Annotated in this window: 22 protein-coding genes; 15 read left to right on the top strand and 7 right to left on the bottom strand. The window is 37.6% G+C overall.

What is annotated here, in order from left to right:
- Positions 1–52: 52 nt before the first annotated feature.
- The 4 genes from H1A14_RS21500 to H1A14_RS21485 form a co-directional block, all read right to left on the bottom strand.
- Positions 53–1,213, bottom strand: coding sequence for a glycosyltransferase (locus H1A14_RS21500; RefSeq protein WP_194778374.1), 1,161 nt, complete (start codon positions 1,211–1,213; stop codon positions 53–55).
- A 322-nt stretch (positions 1,214–1,535) separates the two neighbouring features.
- Entirely contained in the window at positions 1,536–1,763 is a 228-nt protein-coding gene (locus H1A14_RS21495; RefSeq protein WP_194778373.1) for a hypothetical protein, read from the bottom strand.
- A gap of 258 nt (positions 1,764–2,021) precedes the next feature.
- Positions 2,022–2,249 (bottom strand): hypothetical protein, encoded by a 228-nt coding sequence (locus H1A14_RS21490; RefSeq protein ID WP_194778372.1) that lies wholly within the window; start codon positions 2,247–2,249, stop codon positions 2,022–2,024.
- 487 nt (positions 2,250–2,736) lie between these two features.
- Entirely contained in the window at positions 2,737–3,747 is a 1,011-nt protein-coding gene (locus H1A14_RS21485; RefSeq protein WP_194778371.1) for a two pore domain potassium channel family protein, read from the bottom strand.
- Between the two features lie 443 nt (positions 3,748–4,190).
- Here H1A14_RS21485 and H1A14_RS21480 point away from each other — a divergent pair, with 443 nt between their 5' ends.
- The 10 genes from H1A14_RS21480 (at position 4,191) to H1A14_RS21435 (ending at position 14,384) form a co-directional block, all read left to right on the top strand.
- Positions 4,191–5,057, top strand: coding sequence for an AraC family transcriptional regulator (locus H1A14_RS21480; RefSeq protein ID WP_194778370.1), 867 nt, complete (start codon positions 4,191–4,193; stop codon positions 5,055–5,057).
- A gap of 77 nt (positions 5,058–5,134) precedes the next feature.
- Complete coding sequence (locus tag H1A14_RS21475) at positions 5,135–5,617, top strand: SRPBCC family protein (RefSeq protein WP_194778369.1); 483 nt, start codon at positions 5,135–5,137, stop codon at positions 5,615–5,617.
- A 1-nt stretch (position 5,618) separates the two neighbouring features.
- Positions 5,619–6,029 carry a hypothetical protein gene (locus H1A14_RS21470; RefSeq protein ID WP_194778368.1) on the top strand — a complete coding sequence of 137 codons (411 nt, stop codon included), beginning with the start codon at positions 5,619–5,621 and terminating at the stop codon, positions 6,027–6,029.
- 455 nt (positions 6,030–6,484) lie between these two features.
- Positions 6,485–7,294 carry an oxidoreductase gene (locus H1A14_RS21465; protein ID WP_194778367.1) on the top strand — a complete coding sequence of 270 codons (810 nt, stop codon included), beginning with the start codon at positions 6,485–6,487 and terminating at the stop codon, positions 7,292–7,294.
- Positions 7,295–7,798 (top strand): hypothetical protein, encoded by a 504-nt coding sequence (locus H1A14_RS21460; RefSeq protein WP_194778366.1) that lies wholly within the window; start codon positions 7,295–7,297, stop codon positions 7,796–7,798. It begins immediately after the preceding gene.
- Positions 7,795–8,703 carry a helix-turn-helix domain-containing protein gene (locus tag H1A14_RS21455; protein WP_194778365.1) on the top strand — a complete coding sequence of 303 codons (909 nt, stop codon included), beginning with the start codon at positions 7,795–7,797 and terminating at the stop codon, positions 8,701–8,703. The genes H1A14_RS21460 and H1A14_RS21455 overlap by 4 nt, the downstream gene beginning before the upstream one ends.
- 86 nt (positions 8,704–8,789) lie before the next feature.
- On the top strand, positions 8,790–9,416 hold the full coding sequence (locus tag H1A14_RS21450) for a TetR/AcrR family transcriptional regulator (RefSeq protein ID WP_194778364.1): 627 nt from the start codon (positions 8,790–8,792) through the stop codon (positions 9,414–9,416).
- A 206-nt stretch (positions 9,417–9,622) separates the two neighbouring features.
- Entirely contained in the window at positions 9,623–12,754 is a 3,132-nt protein-coding gene (locus H1A14_RS21445; RefSeq protein WP_194778363.1) for an outer membrane lipoprotein-sorting protein, read from the top strand.
- Positions 12,755–12,756: 2 nt separating this feature from the next.
- A complete protein-coding gene (locus H1A14_RS21440; RefSeq protein ID WP_194778362.1) occupies positions 12,757–13,953 on the top strand; it encodes a hypothetical protein in 1,197 nt (398 codons plus the stop codon).
- 74 nt (positions 13,954–14,027) lie between these two features.
- Positions 14,028–14,384 carry an arsenate reductase family protein gene (locus H1A14_RS21435; RefSeq protein WP_194778361.1) on the top strand — a complete coding sequence of 119 codons (357 nt, stop codon included), beginning with the start codon at positions 14,028–14,030 and terminating at the stop codon, positions 14,382–14,384.
- A 203-nt stretch (positions 14,385–14,587) separates the two neighbouring features.
- Here H1A14_RS21435 and H1A14_RS21430 read toward each other — a convergent pair whose 3' ends face one another.
- Positions 14,588–15,025, bottom strand: a complete 438-nt coding sequence (locus tag H1A14_RS21430) for a winged helix-turn-helix transcriptional regulator (RefSeq protein WP_194778360.1) — start codon at positions 15,023–15,025, stop codon at positions 14,588–14,590.
- A gap of 80 nt (positions 15,026–15,105) precedes the next feature.
- Here H1A14_RS21430 and H1A14_RS21425 point away from each other — a divergent pair, with 80 nt between their 5' ends.
- From H1A14_RS21425 to H1A14_RS21405, 5 genes are all read left to right on the top strand, one after another.
- Positions 15,106–15,963 (top strand): SDR family oxidoreductase, encoded by an 858-nt coding sequence (locus H1A14_RS21425; protein ID WP_194778359.1) that lies wholly within the window; start codon positions 15,106–15,108, stop codon positions 15,961–15,963.
- A gap of 185 nt (positions 15,964–16,148) precedes the next feature.
- Positions 16,149–16,727: a YdeI/OmpD-associated family protein gene (locus H1A14_RS21420; protein ID WP_194778358.1), complete on the top strand. Its 579-nt coding sequence runs from the start codon at positions 16,149–16,151 to the stop codon at positions 16,725–16,727.
- A gap of 27 nt (positions 16,728–16,754) precedes the next feature.
- Positions 16,755–17,246: a YdeI/OmpD-associated family protein gene (locus H1A14_RS21415; protein ID WP_194778357.1), complete on the top strand. Its 492-nt coding sequence runs from the start codon at positions 16,755–16,757 to the stop codon at positions 17,244–17,246.
- Entirely contained in the window at positions 17,243–17,758 is a 516-nt protein-coding gene (locus H1A14_RS21410) for a Crp/Fnr family transcriptional regulator (RefSeq protein WP_194778356.1), read from the top strand. The genes H1A14_RS21415 and H1A14_RS21410 overlap by 4 nt, the downstream gene beginning before the upstream one ends.
- 84 nt (positions 17,759–17,842) lie before the next feature.
- Entirely contained in the window at positions 17,843–18,700 is an 858-nt protein-coding gene (locus tag H1A14_RS21405; RefSeq protein ID WP_194778355.1) for an alpha/beta hydrolase, read from the top strand.
- A gap of 151 nt (positions 18,701–18,851) precedes the next feature.
- On the opposite strand, the gene H1A14_RS21400 is transcribed toward H1A14_RS21405, so the two are convergent.
- A complete protein-coding gene (locus tag H1A14_RS21400; protein ID WP_394355341.1) occupies positions 18,852–19,199 on the bottom strand; it encodes a type II toxin-antitoxin system VapC family toxin in 348 nt (115 codons plus the stop codon).
- A 73-nt stretch (positions 19,200–19,272) separates the two neighbouring features.
- On the bottom strand, positions 19,273–19,527 hold the full coding sequence (locus H1A14_RS21395) for a hypothetical protein (protein ID WP_194778353.1): 255 nt from the start codon (positions 19,525–19,527) through the stop codon (positions 19,273–19,275).
- Between the last annotated feature and the right edge of the window lie 43 nt (positions 19,528–19,570).

The raw sequence follows: 19,570 nt of genomic DNA, 5'->3' as shown, positions 1-19,570 counted from the left end.
TGTAAAATCGTTAAATTTGCTTGTTCCCCCAGTTAGCGGCTTATATGAAATTTCATTTTTTTATGGATTCATTGATGATTTTTTTCATTTGATTTACCGTGAAATCCCATGAGGTTTTTTTAAGTATGGATTCATACAGGTGTACTTTTGGAATAATATCTTTGTCTAAAATTTTCCTGATCTCCTCCGCAAAATCTTCAGAATTGTCGATAAGCCTGATACAACTGGTATAATCCCTAACCACATCTCTGATTTTGGTTGATATAATGGGCTTACCAGCTGCCATATATTCCAATGTTTTCGTAGGACTGATATATTTGGTAGACTCGTTAAGTTCAAAGGGCATCATCGCGATATCAAATGCCTTCAAAAAATAGGGAAGCAAGGCGTAAGGCCTTATACCCAGGTAATGAATGTTTGGCAACCGGGGCAGTTCTTCCTCTTGGATTTTAACCACGGGACCTATAAATATAAAAGAACAATCAGGAAGTTTACTTGCCGTCTGTTCTATCAATTTCAAGTCAATTCGCTCGTCCAAAACGCCAAAATACCCAATGATTGGTGAAGGTATATCATCAAGCTCCTCAGGAATCGAAATGCCGTTCTTTGCCATGGAAAAATGTTCTATGTCCACAGAACTGGGAAAGCAATGGATATTACTGTGCAATGAAAATTTTGATTCAAAAAGTGATTTTCCTCCAGTAAATACAATCTTGGCTTCATTCAGCAAAATCCGCTCTTGGCTTATTAAATCGCTGGAAGCCCCTTTAAAAAGTGACAATTCATCCATACAGTCGTAAACAATGGTTGAAAAAGATATTTTTTCCAACACCCCATGGAATGAAGGAGAATAGAACCAACCAATAGGATTGGCATTGATATTTATGAAACCGAAGAGAACCTGAGGTAGGTCTTGGATGTCAGCAATATTCGGCTGCAATACATGGAGGTTGCTGCTAATAATTCGTATTGAACTATCCGGTTCTGATCTAGGCAGTGGTTCTTCGACAAATAAAATTTTTAAATAACCGGCAAATCTGCTGATGAGGTGCTGTGGTCGCTGGTATACAAAATCCCACCGCAAATGACAAAAAACTATCATATCATAGTCATGCCTGATGTCATCTGACGTTGTTTGGGAATCCAAAGTCCCAACTTTTGAATTGACAATGATATCCAAATTATTTAATGGTTTTGTTTCTGTCGGTTGCATCTTGATTTTTAAGGGTTGTCAGTTGTAAGTGCTGTTGTTTTAAATGAATAAACCCTAAAGGAATACCTGCCACCTGATGCAAATTAAATGATGGGAATTCAAATAAAGTTATATAAAGTAATGTTAATTTTATACAAATCAATTACTTTTTTTCACTAATAGGTATGATAATATTTACAAATAAAATAATTACCTGATCAAATTTTCATTTATTGAGTTTGATATAATATCAACATGAGACAAATTGTTACCATTGGGCGCATGATAATCTTTCCAAAAGGATTTTAGCCAGCGGATAAGCCATTGAGCCTAATTATGGCAATCACTTTGTCCCTTTTGACGAATCTCTTTCATCACTGGGCTGGTTTTTGGCTTTTTTACTGATGCCCATTTTATCCATATTATCGATTCCTGTGTCCTTATCAGGTACTGAATTGGGATCTGGGGAAATAAATTCTTCGCTGGGTTTATCGTTGCTTTTCTGTCTCTCCTTTTTTTTGCGATCACCCTTAAGGCTCTTTGAATCCTGGGAATTGTATTTTGATTTCATGATTTTCTGAATTGATTAGACTTCATTTTAAACTACCCGCTTATGGATCTTAACTGTGACGTAACATCAGTTAAAAGCTCACTCCTTTTTGTAGGGAAAAATGGAAAATCTATTTAAGGGATTTTTTAAAAAATAGGATGGACCTTGACTACCTGAAAATACATACAGCCAAGGGTATGACTCTGCTCATTCATTTACTAAATGTCGCTCGGATCAGGTACCTCGGCTGTACAATTAAGGAATAGATATAATCAAAGATTATTCCGAGCCTTGTGTTTTTACAATCTTGTTGTAAACTCCCATCAACAGAAAGGGTGCTGCCCACTGACCTACAAACAAGGCAGTGCTGTTACTCTTAAACAATTTTAATGTCAAGGATACCCCCATGGAGGCAATTGCCGTCCATAAATAAACGTCTGAGGGTATTGCTGCAGTTTGACTCTCAATGGTCTTTGCTACTTTGCCTTCTTTTTTGTGGTCATTCATAATAATGTTGGTTTAAAATATTAAATAGTTAATTTTCATCAGGTACCTAAATTTGTTAAATTAGGTTTAAACAAATATCCTTAATAACTTTGACAATAACTATTATTAGCATAATTATTATACAGTATTTTATCTTCTAATTGACTAATATTAATTTTGAATGTTGTTATACTAATGAAAATTGGGTTTATGAAACCAAGCCAATGTCAAGGTATAAAGTGCTATATCCATCACAATACTCTCGAAACTACCACATTAGCGCCTATAATTACCCCGATTTTAATTTGGATACCAAATACTTTCCTTGACCAAAAAAATAACTACCCCCGATTAAAAAATCTACCCTAGTGGGATTGAGCCATTTTCAGATATGGAGACATGGATCGAGAATAATTTTTTAGAATGATAAGTTACAAAATGGAGATCCTGTAAAGTCAAAATCCGGTTTTAAACTGATCACCAACGATTTGTAAAAATTGGGTGTATGCTAAGCCTTTTTTATGTCCTCCCATTGCCATAAGTCTTTTTTGATAAACCCAAAAAGCAAACACCTTCTTTCCTTCAAATCCTCCAGTTTTTCATTAATCGTTTTGTCAGAAAAATCCGATTGATCCCAATATTCCCTTATTTTTTCATATTCAAAAGGTGGTGGATCATTTGACGGAACGATATAACCCCTTTCCAGTTTTAGCAAATAATTGTCCATTGCCTTTCTCAATCCCTGCCAATAGAAACTATCATCGTTTGGCTCAATTTCATAAATCTCCCATATAGTCAATGCCTCATCCAACTTGGCTATATTCAATGGAGTTGAATATTCCCGCTTTACCGCATGAAAATATTGGAGTATAGGGTAAGCCAAAAGTAGTTCACTTGATTTCAAAATCATTGTCTCTAAAGTACTGAACCTCTGATGTAAGGAGTTGAAATTTTTACCATTCCAACCATTCAGAATTATTTCTTCCGGTGTGTTTCCTAATTGATAGATGTAAGTCGAAAGTGTCCTTTCAGAAACAGCTGCCTGTAAAACAGGTAAAAGATAGGATATAGCAAGTCCAACAAAAAACATACTCCCCATTCCCATGATGTTGGTTACAATTTTCCAAGCATCTGTGGCGGCTTTCAAATCCCCGTTCCCAAGAGAAGTCAGGGTATATCCCACGAAATAAATTTTTCCAACCTCATTAGAACTCACTTCCGTTATGGTATCAATCACGGAGTCTGGATCACCTAGAAAAACAAGACTAAACCCCAGCCAAATAATGAACAGCCAAAAGAAGAAAAGCATCACCAATATGACGCCTCCTGCATACCTAAGTAGAGGGGATGTAGGATTGTGACCTGAAAACAAACTAAAAATCCACCAGATGAAGTGGGTAAATGGCTTGGATATGATACCTCCTCCACCGATATGGATGACAGTCAAAAAAACATCAATGGCTAAAATCAACAAAATTAAAGTTCCGGCCAAGATCAAGATCAATCCAATAGTTTCCATTTTGGGTCCTAGTTTAAGTGAAAGCAAGCAGAAAGTAAAGATCATTCATCACTTGGAAAACATAGAAGGCAATCCAAATTATTGTTTCAAATCTGCCTCATCTTTTATATCAATCACCCCTATCCTTTTATTCCCTCAGTTTGATTGGTCTTGCCTTTTAAGCATCTATAAAGTTCGTCCATTTTGCTTTCAGATGCTAAAGACTTTTACTGAATGCATCACTTAGTTCGGTAAACTATATTTCTAACCAAACATAAACCAGATCCAACCCTCCTATTTATCTTATACCTTTGCTATTTACATGGGAATAATATCAGAGTTGGCTTGCTTTTTTTCAAAAACTTCTCACTCTGTTTATTTCAAATCGATTACTCCAAAAGTCTTTTTCAAATTTGGACTTTGCTCCATCAGACCATTAATTTTGATAAAAAGTATACTGACTTATGCTAGCAGATAACCCCATCTACCAACAAAGCCTTATTAAATCCATTAACTATATTGAAAGCAACCTGGATAAAAAAATTCTACTTAAGGAAATCGCCAAGGAGGCCCATATATCCGAATTTCATTTTCACCGTATTTTTAAAGCGCTGACAGGTGAAACGGTCAAGGAACATGTCTCAAGGCTCAAACTGGAAAGAGCTGCTCTACATCTCAAGCACAACAAGGAGGACATCGGGCAGATCGCCTTTCAGCATGGGTATGAAAACCATGAAAGCTTTACCAGGGCATTTAAAAAACATTTCCGTTTGACACCGCAGGAATACAAATCCTCTATCCATCAAATCACCCTGAAAAAACAAACTATTCACCAAAACGCTAAAAACAGCTTATCCAAACTTCATCTGGAAGAACCAAAAATTAAGCTGATTCCTGATTTGCACCTAGCATATTTAAGACATACTGGAAGTTATGAAAAGGTGGGCAAAACTTTCCAGCGTCTGATGCTTTGGGCTGCCACTCATCTGGTTTTAAAATTCAAACCCAGTACCTTAGGCATTGTACATGACAATCCAGATTTGACAGAGGAGGATAAAATCCGTTTTGATGCCTGTGTGCAACTGACCAAAGCGATTAAACCCAAAGGAGAAATAAGCTTCAAGACAATAAAGGGCGGTAAATATGCGGTTTTCCGCTATCAGGGACCCTATGACAACTTTTATAAGGTCTACGATTACATCTACAATGTTTGTCTTTTTGAAAAAAAATGGGAACTGAGCGATCAGCCGGCTTTGGAATGGTATGTGAAATCCCCTCCTTTTTATAAGCCCGATCAATATGTGACGGATTTTTGTGTGCCGATCAAATAGCAAGAAAGGTCAAACAAGATTCAGAAATGGTTTGGATCTTTGCTTCAACATAAGAATTGAATAAAATGAAGCAAAAAATGATCATCCCCTTAGTAGGTATTTTAGCCGGTGCAACCCTTGTTTTTATCATCGGTTTGTTCCTTCCAAAAGAAATGGTCTTTGAAAAAGAAGCCGTATTGCATCAGCCCATTGAAAAAGTCTTTCAGGTGGTAACGGATTACGAGGATCAGACTATTTGGCGAACTGATGTAAAAGCAATCAAAATAATTGATGGAAAGACTTGGACTGAAATACCTCAAAAAGGAAGGCCTATTACCTTTAGGACCAAACGGAAAATTGAAAACAAGTTATTTGAAATTGAGATCATCGATCCCAAGTCTTTCAATGGGTATTGGATCGGAACCTTTGACCCACGGCCTGATCAAAGTACGCTAGTTAACTTTAAAGAGGTCATTCGCATCGACAATCCTTTTTTTAGGACACTAAGCTTTATCTTTGTAGACCTGGATAAAACCATGGAAACTTACCTGACCAACCTAAAAACCCACTTGGGCGAATGATATGGCAAAAAAGAAAAACTGGATAGAAAAACTGGAGGAGGACAAAGCCCCACAGGTAAAACGACTGGACAAAGATTTTGCAGATATGCCAGCAGGATGCATGATGTTGATCGCCACTCCCCAAATTATAGATGACTACGTCAAAACCATTGGTTTTGGAAAGAGAATTCCTCTCAAAACCATGAGAGAGGACTTGGCTTTGGAGCATAGGGCAGAATTTACCTGCCCTGTGACCACCGGGATTTTTTTGCGGATCGTGGCTGAGGCCAGTTACGAAAAATGGCAACAAGGCAGCCCACTTGAATCCATCACACCCTTTTGGCGGGTGATCGATCCGAATAGCTCCCTGGCTGAAAAGCTGAGTTTTGGAAAGGAATTTCTACAGGAGCAACTTCAAAAAGAGATGACCTGAGATCGTTATTTTTTGGAACCAAATAAGACATTTAAGGGCATAAAAGGCAACATATTTGCTTATATCCCTTATATGGTTCAACCTATTTTTCCTTTTTTCTTTAAACCATATAAGAAATTTAAGGCCATCAAAGTCAAACTTATATGTTCTTATATTCCTTATATGGTTCAACCCATTTTTCGTTTTATTTTAAAACCATATAAGATATTTAAGGCCATAGAAATCAACCTTATATTTGCTTATATCCCTTGAATGGTTCAACCCATTTTTCTTTTTTTTTAAAACCACATAAGACAATTAAGGGCATAGAACTCAACCTTATATTTGCTTGTATCCCTTATATGGTTCAATTATAAACTTTTTCATTTTCCCCAAAAATTATACTACCTACCCGATTTTGTATACTTCTTTGATTTTTGAAATGGAGACTTTTGTAGAGTTCAAAATCAGAAAATATGAAAACAGTATTGATCACCGGTGCTTCATCGGGAATCGGAAAAGAGACGGCCAAATTGATGATTGAAAAAGGATTTACCGTGTATGGTGCATCGAGAAGGTTGGAAAAAATGCAAGATTTAAAAGTCCTAGGGGTGAAATTATTACAGATGGATGTCACAGATGAGCAATCAATGGTATCTGGTATCAATGAAATTTTACAAAATGAGGGGAGAATCGATGTTTTGGTAAACAATGCCGGTTATGGATCCTATGGCGCATTGGAAGATGTGCCCATGGAAGAAGCAAAATATCAATTTGAAGTAAATATTTTTGGCCTGGCCAGGTTGACACAATTGGTACTGCCACATATGCGAAAACAAAAGAGCGGTCGGATTATCAATATTTCCTCCATTGGAGGCAGCATAGGCGAACCACATGGTGCCTGGTATCATGCCACAAAATATGCGCTGGAAGGATTAAGCGATAGCTTGAGGTTGGAATTGAAACAGTTTGACATTGATGTGGTCCTCATCAAACCTGGCGCCATTTTAACCGAGTGGAATAGCATAGCACGAGAGAAATTACTGAAAGTCTCAGGAAATACCGCCTACAAAGCATTAGCCCACAAACATTTTAACATGCTGGAAAGAGCAGATGCACAAGGTTCACAACCAATTGTAGTGGCCAAAACAATTTTGGAGGCGACTTTAGCCACCAAACCAAAAACCAGATATGCGACTGGAAAAGGAGCAAAAATGATATTGCTTTTACGTAGATTACTTTCAGATCGTATGTTTGATAAGTTAACTTTAAATTTGATAAATTAGATGGACCTTACAGAAACATTGATCTGGTACTACAAAGGCGAGCGCAATGAAGCATTGTGGCTGGCAGGTTTTGGAATGTTTTTAATGATAATGAACGCATTGGTATGGAAAAACATGCACGCGAATGATTTGTTACGTGGAATGTTATATCCACTACTATTTTTAGGTTTGCTTGGAATCTTTGCCGGAGGGTTCAATGCATGGAACAACCAAAAAAGACTGGCGGAATTGCCTAGGATATATGCCCAAGACACTCAATCATTTAAATTAATGGAAACGGAGTGCTTTGAGGGAGCTGGAGGAGTCAACAGTTGGTGGTTGCCCCTGAAAATCACCTGGTCAGTCTTGTTGCTAATCGGAATAGGCTTTGGTTTTTTGAGTAAAAGTGATTGGTGGCACGGCTTTGCAATCGGGCTGCTCTTGTGGGGCACTTTTGGCTGGGTAGTGGACGGTTTTGCCCATCAACGTGCCAAAATATACACAACTGAATTATTGCAACCATGAATCAGATCGTCAATATCCATTCCGTGAGCCAATTGCATCAGATGTTGGGTTTTGAGAAACCCGCACATCCGTTGATCACAGTTATCGATTATTCAAAGTGTACGATAAAGCCGGAATATTATAACGTCCGCTTGGTTAATGATTTCTATCTGGTGAGTCTGAAAACCCCTGCTCCTCCATCTTTGCAATATGGGAGGCAGTATTATGATTTTGAAGAAGGAACTTTGATGTTCATGGCTCCTGGGCAGGCTTTTTCAATAGGTGAGCCAGATGAAAAAACGAATTTTCAGGGATGGGTCTTGTTTTTCCATCCCGATTTGATTCTCCCATTTGGCTTAAGCAAGAAAATCAAAAACTTTGGGTTTTTTAGCTACAGTGTGAGCGAGGCACTGCATGTTTCGGATGAAGAAAAGAAAATGCTGGATACCCTGATCCAAAGCATCCAAATGGAATACCAAAGCAAACTCGACCAACACAGCCATGCAGTAATCTGCACAGCCATTGAGCAGCTGTTGAATTATTCTAAGCGCTTTTATAGCAGGCAGTTTATCACACGCCAAAAACAACACTTGGATTTGATTGCCCACTTTGAAAAGCTGATACAAGATTACCTCGATTCTGATTTGTTGGCTGAAAGGGGTATGCCACAGGTGGACTATTTTTCCGGCCAACTCCATTTGTCTTCCGGCTATTTGAGTGATTTGCTTAAAAAGGAAACGGGCAAGACCGTGAAGGAATATTTGCACCTGGAAATCATCGAAAGGGCCAAATACCGACTCCTGAATAGCAATGCTTCAGTCAATGAAATTGCCTATGGACTGGGTTTTGAGTATCCCCAGTATTTCAATCGCCTATTCAAATCCAAGGTGGGGATGACGCCTTTGGCTTTTAGAAATTTAAATTAACTGCTCTGAGGGCTGTTTGAAGCTTTTTTACAAAAACTGGAATTTAGCCTTACCTTTACCATTGTTTATAGCAGAAATTAACCTTTATGAAAAGAACCTCGGAAAGAAAAGAAAGAGAAAAGGAAAATAGGAAGAATGATATTCTGAAGGCTGCTGAAAATATCATGAAAAAAAATGGTCTGCACGGATTAAATGTGGATCAAATTGCTGAGGACACTTCCTTGGCAAAAGGCACCATCTATCTCTACTTTAAAAGCAAAGAGGAAATTTTAGGGAACCTTACCGTAAAAGCCAGAAAATTATTGCTTAAAGAGTTTGTCAAAATTGATAAAATGGACTTAAATCCGATAGATAAACTCAGGGAAATCATCATAGCCAACTATAAATTTTATCGCAAAAATACCCTTTATTATGATTTAGTTTCCCTCTATGAAGCCAATCACACTTTGGAAGAAACGGACGAAATGTATGCCTCCAGCAATGCCATTACTGAACTTGTTTCCAAGATCGCCTTTGAAGCCAAAGAAAAAGGTGAATTAAATGAAAATCTTGATCCCTTACATTTCACCATGATACTTTGGGGCACAACAGTAGGGATTTTACAGATGCTAAAAGTTCGCGGGGCACTCATTGAAAGCAAATTAAATATCACTGAAAATCAGATACTTGATTCATTTTTGGAATTATTTTTTCAAGGAGTCAAAAATAAATAGCAAAAACCCAAACTTTTTAATTCTACATTTGTTCTGATTGAACTATTATTCATAATATGACTAAAAGTCATTATTTTACGACTTTTAACCAACCAAAAACTGAGAGTAAGATAAAATTACTGAGAAAATACCTTGGCTATCTTTCTCTTTTTTTTTGAATCAAATATGACTAATAGTCATTTTATGACCTTAATTTATAAAAACAAATGAAAGCTAAAAGTAACATTTCGTTCAACATTGATCGATTGACAATTGGGTTTGGAAAAATACTTGTCCAGAGGAAATGGTGGTTTATTCTAATCTCCTTTACGATAGTCGGGATAGCAGCCACTGGATTTGGGAAATTACGGTTTAACGCAGATTCAAAGGTATTTTTTAGTGAAGACAACCCCCAACTTGTCGCTTATGAAAAAATAGAACAAATCTATTCGGATGATGACAATATTTTAATAGCCATTAGAGAAAAGAACAATGAATTGTTTACAACAAAATCCCTTGAGGCAATCAAGCAATTGGTAGAAAATGCCTGGCAAACTCCATTTTCATTCCGGGTAGATGCCATTACCAATTTTCAATACACAAGGGCTGATGGCGATGACCTTTTGGTTACAGATCTTGTTGAAGAAACAAGGATTTTGTCCAAAGATGACTTGATACAACTGAAGGAAGTGGCCCTAAAGGAACCATTGCTTTTGAATCGTCTGATTAACGAAGACGGTTCCGTTACAGGTATCAATATTTCATGTAAACTGCCAAATGACAGTGATGCAACGCCTGAAGTAGTAGATTTTGTAAGAAATATGACTTCCGTTTGGTTAGCACAATACCCAAACATGGAGGTGTATTTGTCAGGAAATATCATGTTGGAAAATGCTTTTTCAGAAACCGCCCAAAAGGATGGTCAACTGCTGGTTCCTTTGGTTTTTGTGATTTTTCTAATCATGATCTTTATTTCTACAAGGTCAATAGGAAGCACGATCAGCTCTTTTGTTGTCATCATTTTTTCCATCGCATCAGCCTTGGGGACTGCGGCGCTGTTAGGCATTGACCTTACTTCGGCATCTTCCAATGCCCCTATCGTCATCAGTACCTTAGCCATTGCCGATTGTATCCACATCACGATTTCATTTCTCAAATTACTGAAGGAAGGTTGGGAAAAAGAAGATGCGATTGTAGAGAGTCTTAGAATCAATTTTGTTCCGGTAAGTATCACTACCCTGACCACAATCATTGGTTTTCTTTCTTTGAACACAGGAGATGTCCCTCCCTATGCGGACTTTGGAAACATTTCAGCGATAGGTATGGCTTTCGCGTACTTTTTTTCACTCATCACCCTTCCCGCTCTACTGGCTGTATTTCCCATAAAAGTCCAATCAAAATCTACCAAGGATTCCAAACTGGGCTTTGCTTCTTCGCGGTATGTTGATTTTTTATTTAAATACAAAAATCCAGTTCTGTACAGTTCAATAATTTTGACCCTTTTGGGTGGGTATTTCACTACAAAAAATCAGCTCAATGATGAGTTCATAAAATACTTTAATGAAACAATTGATTTTAGGAAAGACACGGATTACATCAATGCCCATCTCACCGGGATTTACAATTTGGAATTTTCAATCCCTTCCGAGAGAGATGGAGGCATCAATGATCCATCCTACCTGCAAAAATTAGAGGAATTTACAAATTATGTGGCTTCCCAACCTGAGGTAATCCATGTGAATTCTTTTACCGATGTAGCAAAGCGGGTCAATAAAGCCATGCATGATGATGATCCTGATTACTACCGCATTCCGGAAAGTCAGGAAGAAGCTGCCCAATATTTATTGCTCTACGAACTTTCTCTTCCTTATGGCTTGGACTTGAACAATCAGGTGAATAATGCCAAATCTGAAACAAGATTTACAGTCACTTTAAAGGAAATTCCTTCCCGGCAAATGATTGATTTTTCGGATCGGCTGAAGGGTTGGCTTGAAAAAAATGGACCTGAGCACATGGTTGCTGATGGAGCATCGCTGACCTTGATGTTCGCTCACATAGGCGAACGCCAAGTAAATGGCTTGATCAAAGGAGCCATTATCTCTGCACTTTTGATCACACTGATTCTGATCATCACCTTTAAAAGCTTTACATACGGCACATTGAGCATAGTATCAAATGTCGTTCCAGCGCTTTTGGGTTTTGGAATCTGGTATTTTGTATTGGGATATGTGAATTTGGGAATGACCGCAGTATTTGGGATGACCCTCGGCATTATTGTGGACAATACCATTCATTTCATTTCAAAATATTTAAGGGCTCGTCAAGAAAAGTTGCTATCAGGAAAAGAAGCCATCAATTTCGCTTTTGAAAAAGTCGGTTCAGCCATTATTGCTACCACAGTCATTCTTTGTGTTGGCTTTTTTGTCCTTACCCAATCAGCCTTTTTAATCAATTCTTCACTCGCATTAATCACAATATTCATTCTCATCGCATCAGTAGTGGTTTGTTTGACCCTACTCCCAATCCTTCTGATAGGCATTGAAAACATAAACTTTAAAAAGAACAAAAGAACAATTATGAAAACACAAACCGTCATTAAAACCTTGGTCCTGTTCCCAATCTTGTTTGGTTCATTGAGCGCAAATGCACAAAACAAAGGCTTAGAAATAGCACAGAAAGCCAAAAATGCCGATATGGGATTTACAAGTTATGAAGTGGAAACCAAAATGGAACTGACCAACAGAAACGGTCAAACCACCACCAATTTGCTCACCAACAAAACCTTGGAAGTAGAAGGGGATGGTGAAAAATCATTGATCAGTTTCAATAGCCCAAAAGACGTAAACGGAACAAAAACATTGACCTATACCCACAGAACCACGGATGATGATCAGTGGATTTATTTGCCTGCGGTAGCCCGTGTCAAAAGACTGGCATCTTCCAACAAATCAGGGCCATTTATGGGAAGTGAGTTTGCTTTTGAGGACCTCACTTCTTTTGAAGTAGAGAAATTCGATTTCAAATTTATTAAAGAAGACATGCTCAATGGAAGTAAGGTCGCATTGGTCGAGCTGAATCCAAAGGATCTAAAAAGTGGGTACTCCAAGAAAATAGCTTACTATAATCTTGAGAAGAATTACCGCATTGAAAAGGTAGAATACTTTGATAGGAAAGGCGCACCCTTGAAGACGTTGGTTTTTGAAGGCTACAGGCTTTATCTTGACAAATATTGGAAAGCGGACAAGTTGAGTATGGTCAACATCCAAAATGGCAAAAAAACTGACTTGATTTTCAGCAATTATCGGTTTAAAACCGGTTTGAGTGCCTCGGATCTTACCGAAGAAAGTCTCAAAAATTAAACATGAGATCAATTGTTCTTTGTATAGGTCTGCTGTGGTCAACTTCGGCCTTTTCTCAAAATGATTCGGTCAAATGGGAATCGGAATTTCTTTTGGAAATTGAAGTTGAACACCAATACTTCCCAAATGAAGGGGCTTTTCCGCACCAATTGAACAACTTCACTTCCGGAGCTATCAAGCCAAAGTTCAGCACCATCAGTAAAACCAAAAAACATCAATTCGTTTTTGAAGCATTTCTGAGAGGCAGTTTGAATGATACCAAAAGATCCCATTTTGATATCAGAGAGGCTTATTATCGATACAACCGGGATAAATGGGCCGTTTCTATTGGTGCCAAGAAAATTTTTTGGGGAGTAACGGAATCTGTACACTTAGTGGATATAATTAATCAAGCCGATCAATTAGAAGCCTTTGACGGTTCAGAGAAATTGGGACAACCTATGGTACAGTTCACCCTAAGTTCCCTTATCGGATCCTTTGAATTTTATTATCTGCCCATCGCAAGGAGAAGACAATTTCCGGGGCAAAATGGGCGATATAGGTTTCCGGAAGTACTCCAAAGAGAAGATATTCCATTCACGACTTCTTTGGAAGAATGGCATCCTTCATTAGCGAGCAGATGGTATGATACCTTCAATAAGTTGGATTTAGGGCTTTCTTATTTCTATGGGGTAGCGAGAGAACCGATGTACCTCGGTTTTGATCTATCGTTAGGTTTGGATTTATCTTATCCTATTGTTCATCAAATAGGTCTTGATGCCCAATATACTGTCGGGGCATTGATGCTTAAATTAGAAGCCATAAACAGAAAAACTGAAAGACAAGAATTCTTTGCACTCGCTACTGGCTTTGAATATACTTTGGGTAATGTTGCCAATTCAGGTGTGGATATCGGTATTGTCAGTGAGTATCTATACGATAGTCGAGGAGTGCTTACTTTTTCAGGCCTTGACAATGATCTTTTTATTGGCAGTAGAATAAGCCTGAATGATATCAGAGGTACTACATTTCTTTTCGGTTCAATTGTCGACCTAAATAGAACCACAACGCTTTTCAGGTTTGAAGGGTCAAGGAGATTTAAAGGTAACTGGAAAGCGGACCTACTGATCTCAGCACTGAATAATGTATCCAATGAGGAAATCCTGTACAATTTCCGGCAAGATGACTTGCTTCAAATGCGTATTTCAAAATTTCTTTAACGATAAAACTAAATTAAAATTCAAAAATTTAATAAATCAATCCTTCAATTTCTTTGAACAACAATGACAAAAAAATGAACGACAAAACAATCATTTACGGCATGCCAAGTTGCGATACTACTGCAAAAGGCATAAAATTCCTGGAAGATAACGGCATTGAGTTTGAATTTCACAACTATAAAAAAAAGGGTATAACAAGAGAAATTATAGAGACTTTCTTTTCTATTTTAGATAAGAAAGAGGTTGTAACACCTCAAGGACTTATCTTTAAAAAATTAGATAAAGATGTTCAAGAAAAAATTATGAGCGACAATGATTTTGCTATTGAAAAACTCTTAGAAAACCCATTTATGATAAAAAGACCAATCGTTGTTAAAGGGGCAATTGCTATATCAGGGTTTAAAGAGGAAAATTGGAATTTGTTATTGTAAATGAGCAGTTACCAAAGCAAAATGGTTATCATACAATTGGAAAAAGAAAATGATGATTTTTCACATTACAATTTCGGCAGATATTGTAATGTGAAAATATACGTCTTACTCGTTTTCTAAGCAACGATGACGTTGGCCAGATAAAGATTTTTAGATTTAAAGGCATAAAACTGTTGTATATTGAAAATCCTCCAAAAAACTCGTCAACCCTTTTTAAATTTCTTTCTACTTGAAATAATGGCTGGTAGCTGAGTATTAGCCCAGTCAGCCAATTGCAGAGCTTGTTGCATTAAGCCTTGTCCCATGTCAGTTAATTGATACTCTACCCTTGGTGGAACCTCTGCATAAATTTTTCTACTAACAAAACCATCCTCCTCCAAATTCCTGAGAGTAACAGTAAGCATGCGTTGAGATACATCACCTATTTCTTTCTTTAGCGCATTAAATCGCAAAGTGCCATGTGTCCCTAAAGCAAGTATGGAAAGTAGGCTCCACTTATCACTGATTCTATGGATGACATCCCGGACAGGGCAGAGTTTACTTTGGTCTTTCGCCCTATCTAAAATTAATTTAAGGTTTTTTTCTTCCTCAACAGATTCATTCTCAGCAATAGTTACAACGGTGTTACTTGGTTTACTCATTGTACCCTCTTTTTATCTAAATAGTTACTTAATAGATTTAGGTTACTAAAAGTAACTATAAATCTTAACTACTTAAAAAAATGAAAGAAAAAATTTTGATTACTGGAGCCACAGGTACCATTGGAAAATCCTTGGTAAAGCAATTACAAGCCTTAAATGCAAATTTTGTCGCAGGCAGCAGAGACATTAATAAGGCGAAATCGATCTTAAACATCTCAAAAGATGCGTGGGTGAAATTTGATTTTACGGATAAACACACGTTCGAAAGAGCCACTGAAAATGTAGATAGGGTTTTTGTATTAGGCCCTCCTTTAACGCTGAATTTGGAGCAAGTTTTAATACCATTTATTGATTTTTTAAAGCATAAAGGCATAAACAGAATTGTTTATCTTTCTGCTTTTGGAAATGAAAATTTGGGTGGTAATATGGCTTTTCACAATATTGTGGAAAGCTACCTAAAAGAAAGTCAGTTGGATTTCACCATTTTGCAACCATCTTTTTTTGCACAGAATTTCAAAAATTATGAATATGAAAATCTGATGGAAAGAGGTATAACTTTTAATGTAGCGGGAAATGGAAAAGTAGGGTTTGTGGATTCAGAAGATATAGCCAAGGTGGCAGCTAAGGTATTGACTGAAGAAGGGCATTCTGGTAAAACTTACCAGCTTACCGGGCCGGAATTGTTAAGCTACCATGATGCTGCCAACCTACTTTCGGAAGTCCTGAATAAGGAAATTGTATATCCTAATCCTACAGAAGAAGCGTATAGAGGTGCCTTAAGAGCTGGTGGGGCACCGGATTTTATCGCTGATTATATGATCCCGGTTTACGGAATGATAAAAAATGGAACTGTGGGTCGCTTAACCAATCATGTTGAGGAAGTGTTAGGCGAAAAGCCAACAGATTTAAAAACTGTTTTAAACAGAGATTTTGTATAACCGATCTTGAATTAAGGCTTTATTTGGTAAATAAAAAGCCTTTATCAAAATACTTTTGACTACTCATTTAAAGAAAAAAATAGATCAAAATCTGTAAATAAAAATTTCATTTTACATTCAAACACCACTCCCCTTTAAAGTGTTTATGGATCATGTGAAGTGTGAAAATAGAAACCTTTTCTCAGATGATCAAAACAGAGAAATTTGAAAAAGTAAAAGTAAAATCCAGTCAGGAATTAAAGGCCTGGCTGGATCAACACCATGCCCAAAAAGAAAGCGTATGGCTGGTCACCTTCAAGAAAACGGTTCCGGATAAATACCTTTCCACTTCTGAGGTTCTCGACGAGCTGTTATGTTTTGGATGGATAGATGGGATCAGGAGAAAACTGGATGAACATAGAACCATGCAATTGATATCCCCAAGGAAAGTCGAATATTGGGCAAAGACCTATAAAGACCGGGCAGCCAAATTGATTGAAGAAGGCAAAATGCAAGAAGCCGGCTACCAATCCATTGCGCTTTCCAAGCAGAATGGCTTATGGGATTTTATGGACGATGTAGACAATCTGGTTGTACCCGAAGACCTGCGAACAGCACTGAAGAAATATGATGGCGCCACTGAATTTTTCTATGCCATCAATGACTCCAGCAAAAGGTTTGTATTGCGGTATATCAAACTCGCCAAGACAGATAAAACCAGGATCAAAAGGGTAGAACAAATTGCAGCACTATCTTCAAAAAGGGAGAAATTGAAGGGGAGTTGAGTGATTCTTTTACCATGCACAAAAACTATGGACACAAAAATCCAAATCTCGAATTTAGTCATCTACAAATCTGGCAGTGGTATGCACAGGGTAGATTTGGATGTCCCGCAAACTGCTGAATTATTGGCTTGGGATACAAAAAGGTTCTTGGCTTCCATAGGTGATAGGCTGGAATTCCATTGTGGGCTTATGGTGAAAAAGGATGGTTCTTCATTCATAAACTTGGGAAGCAGTATTTTAAAGAAGTTAAAATTAAAGGAAGGAGACAACATTACGTTGTCTTTTCAGCCTGATCATTCAGATTATCAATTTGAAATGCCTGAGGAATTTGCAGCGGTTTTGCAAAGCGACCCGGAAGCCTCTCTATGCTTTCATGAATTGAGTCCAGGAAACCAAAGGGGGATTTTGTATTTGATCAACAAACTTAAATCGGAGGACAAAAGAATAGCGCTTTCTTTAAGGATTGCAACCAAAATTAAATCGGGAATTACCAAACCTTCACTATTGATCAAAAAATGAACCTTGACATTCCAAAATTAAAAAGTATCGGAAAAAGGGTTTCCTACCCAAAAAACTTTCAATTGGTTCAAAAAGGGGAGCGGTGTCAAAAATGCTGGATCATTGAAAAAGGTATAGCAAGGTATATGTATCTGCAAGAAGAACAAGAACTCACCGGCTGGTTTGATCTGGAAGGAGATATCGTAGGCTCAGTATATAGCCTGCTGGGTTTAGGTGGTGCACGAGAGAAAATACAATTGGTTGAAGACGCTGAATTAATCGAGATTCAACTTGTGGATATCCAAAAGGATGATGCCTATTTCCAAAACTTTAAAATGAATGTCATGTCCCATTATTTTATCGAAATGGAAAATAGACTAAAGCTTTTTCAGTCACTTGATGGAAAAGGGCGCTATTTGTATTTATTGGAAAACAAGCCGCAACTCCTTCAAAGAGTGCCCTTGCATATGATTGCCAGTTTTCTTGGGTTAACCCCCGAGTCGCTAAGCAGGATTCGAAGTGCGATTTCTTAACAAATATCAAGTGCCTTCTTACCAAATGATAAGGGAAGCATTCAGTATTTCAATGGAATTTTGTTCCAAACAAATTTCCATCTTATGTACTCAACATTTAGCATATTTCGGTTGATGTGTTTTTTCTTCCTCCTATTGACATTTCCATCATCACTTTTTGCGCAGGAAAAAGGAAAAACCATTGTCTTGATCCACGGATTGTTTCAAAACAGCCACAGTTGGCAAAATTGGAAGCTTTTTTTTGAAGCAAAAGGCTATACCGTTTATGCACCGTCCTTTCCTTACCATCAGGGCGAACCTCAGGTTTTGCAAAAGGAAATTGATCCGGAATTGGTGAACCTTGACTTCCCACAGGTTTTGGACTATATGCTTGCCTATGTGGACAGTCTTCCCGAGAAGCCCATTGTCATCGGGCATTCCATTGGAGGCTTACTCACGCAAAAATTGGTCGAAATGGAAAAGGCGAGCATGGGCATCACCTTGGCCAGTGCCAATCCAAGAGGTATCTCTGTGTTGAATTGGAAATACATTCGCTCCAATTTTCGGATGGTAAACCCTCTTCGCTCCAGGAATAAGGTTTGCCAACCTCCAATGCGATGGTTTAAATATACCTTTTTCAATACGCTAAGTGACTCGGCTGCAATTTCAGCCCATCAAACTTATTTTATACCCGAAAGCAGAATCATCGCCAAAACCAGTACACAGAAAGGCATGGAAATCGATTTTGAAAAAGCACATGTGCCTATGCTTTTCATTGCGGGGGAAAAGGACAATGACCTGCCCCCACCATTGATTCGCAAAAATTTCGAAGCCTATCAACATGAAGGATCGAACAGAGAATATTACACATTTCCAAAAAGATCGCACTATATCGCCAGTGAACCCGGGTGGGAGGAAGTAGCTATTTTTGTGGAAGAATGGATCAAAGAAAGAATTAATTAAGGGAAAATCTATGCTAGAAAACCTGATGACCTCCTAATTAAGACCAAAATCATGGGAAAAAGACGGTGTGGTAATGCTTTTTTCATTGCGATGAATAAATAGATTTTCAAGATTTACCCTTAATAGCCTAAAAATGGGAAAGACAATTTGTTTAATTCTGTGTGTTTTGGATTATAAAACTTTTTAAATCAGCAGGTGACCAAATGTATGATTTGTCTTTATTCTGGAATTTCCTGTCCAAGGTGATGATTTTATCTACTTTTTGGCTTTTTGCCGAGGCCATTTGCATGGCGTCTTCAAAGTCAGACCAATTGAGTGCCAATGCCTCCCTTACTTCATTTTGGCCTTGAGGACTAATTTCCACGAAGGAATAAATCTGTCGAACTCTCTTATTGGCTTCTTGCCACCCTTTCTCTGCATGAATAAGGTAATAAACATCCATCAAGGTTTTAGGTGAGGTATAACCTACGATTTTTCTTCTTTTCATTTGCTCAAAAATAAAAACAACTTAAGAAGCAGCAATTCCATCAAAAAACAATTCATCAAAAATATTGGTATCTATAAAAATACGTTCAACGATCATAATCTCGGATCTTTGCTATAGCCCTTTGTTTCACACGTTCTTTACTGTTAAGTCCATCTCCTTTCAATAAACCCTTTAATTCCAAAATATCCTCTGAAATTTCATGTTCATCTTGATTCATAATTACCTCGCGCTCAATAAGATCCCTTACATACTGCGAAAGGTTCTTTTTTGCCTTTCTGGCCATTTTTTCCAATTGGACTCTATCCAATGATAAGGTAACTTTTTTTATTGAAGTGGACATAAAGTAATAAAAGTGGTATATTATATTTTAAATATACCACTTA

This window comes from Pararhodonellum marinum (assembly GCF_015354735.1).
GTDB lineage: Bacteria > Bacteroidota > Bacteroidia > Cytophagales > Cyclobacteriaceae > Pararhodonellum > Pararhodonellum marinum.
Note: the sequence above shows the minus strand (reverse complement) of the source record. Positions and strands in the feature narration are given on the sequence as shown.

What these genes read in the sequence shown, in the direction of transcription:
- H1A14_RS21500 (WP_194778374.1), bottom strand. Translation starts at nt 1,213, where the DNA reads ATGCAACCGACAGAAACAAAACCATTAAATAATTTGGATATCATTGTC.
- H1A14_RS21495 (WP_194778373.1), bottom strand. Translation starts at nt 1,763, where the DNA reads ATGAAATCAAAATACAATTCCCAGGATTCAAAGAGCCTTAAGGGTGAT.
- H1A14_RS21490 (WP_194778372.1), bottom strand. Translation starts at nt 2,249, where the DNA reads ATGAATGACCACAAAAAAGAAGGCAAAGTAGCAAAGACCATTGAGAGT.
- H1A14_RS21485 (WP_194778371.1), bottom strand. Translation starts at nt 3,747, where the DNA reads ATGGAAACTATTGGATTGATCTTGATCTTGGCCGGAACTTTAATTTTG.
- H1A14_RS21480 (WP_194778370.1), top strand. Translation starts at nt 4,191, where the DNA reads ATGCTAGCAGATAACCCCATCTACCAACAAAGCCTTATTAAATCCATT.
- H1A14_RS21475 (WP_194778369.1), top strand. Translation starts at nt 5,135, where the DNA reads ATGATCATCCCCTTAGTAGGTATTTTAGCCGGTGCAACCCTTGTTTTT.
- H1A14_RS21470 (WP_194778368.1), top strand. Translation starts at nt 5,619, where the DNA reads ATGGCAAAAAAGAAAAACTGGATAGAAAAACTGGAGGAGGACAAAGCC.
- H1A14_RS21465 (WP_194778367.1), top strand. Translation starts at nt 6,485, where the DNA reads ATGAAAACAGTATTGATCACCGGTGCTTCATCGGGAATCGGAAAAGAG.
- H1A14_RS21460 (WP_194778366.1), top strand. Translation starts at nt 7,295, where the DNA reads ATGGACCTTACAGAAACATTGATCTGGTACTACAAAGGCGAGCGCAAT.
- H1A14_RS21455 (WP_194778365.1), top strand. Translation starts at nt 7,795, where the DNA reads ATGAATCAGATCGTCAATATCCATTCCGTGAGCCAATTGCATCAGATG.
- H1A14_RS21450 (WP_194778364.1), top strand. Translation starts at nt 8,790, where the DNA reads ATGAAAAGAACCTCGGAAAGAAAAGAAAGAGAAAAGGAAAATAGGAAG.
- H1A14_RS21445 (WP_194778363.1), top strand. Translation starts at nt 9,623, where the DNA reads ATGAAAGCTAAAAGTAACATTTCGTTCAACATTGATCGATTGACAATT.
- H1A14_RS21440 (WP_194778362.1), top strand. Translation starts at nt 12,757, where the DNA reads ATGAGATCAATTGTTCTTTGTATAGGTCTGCTGTGGTCAACTTCGGCC.
- H1A14_RS21435 (WP_194778361.1), top strand. Translation starts at nt 14,028, where the DNA reads ATGAACGACAAAACAATCATTTACGGCATGCCAAGTTGCGATACTACT.
- H1A14_RS21430 (WP_194778360.1), bottom strand. Translation starts at nt 15,025, where the DNA reads ATGAGTAAACCAAGTAACACCGTTGTAACTATTGCTGAGAATGAATCT.
- H1A14_RS21425 (WP_194778359.1), top strand. Translation starts at nt 15,106, where the DNA reads ATGAAAGAAAAAATTTTGATTACTGGAGCCACAGGTACCATTGGAAAA.
- H1A14_RS21420 (WP_194778358.1), top strand. Translation starts at nt 16,149, where the DNA reads ATGATCAAAACAGAGAAATTTGAAAAAGTAAAAGTAAAATCCAGTCAG.
- H1A14_RS21415 (WP_194778357.1), top strand. Translation starts at nt 16,755, where the DNA reads ATGGACACAAAAATCCAAATCTCGAATTTAGTCATCTACAAATCTGGC.
- H1A14_RS21410 (WP_194778356.1), top strand. Translation starts at nt 17,243, where the DNA reads ATGAACCTTGACATTCCAAAATTAAAAAGTATCGGAAAAAGGGTTTCC.
- H1A14_RS21405 (WP_194778355.1), top strand. Translation starts at nt 17,843, where the DNA reads ATGTACTCAACATTTAGCATATTTCGGTTGATGTGTTTTTTCTTCCTC.
- H1A14_RS21395 (WP_194778353.1), bottom strand. Translation starts at nt 19,527, where the DNA reads ATGTCCACTTCAATAAAAAAAGTTACCTTATCATTGGATAGAGTCCAA.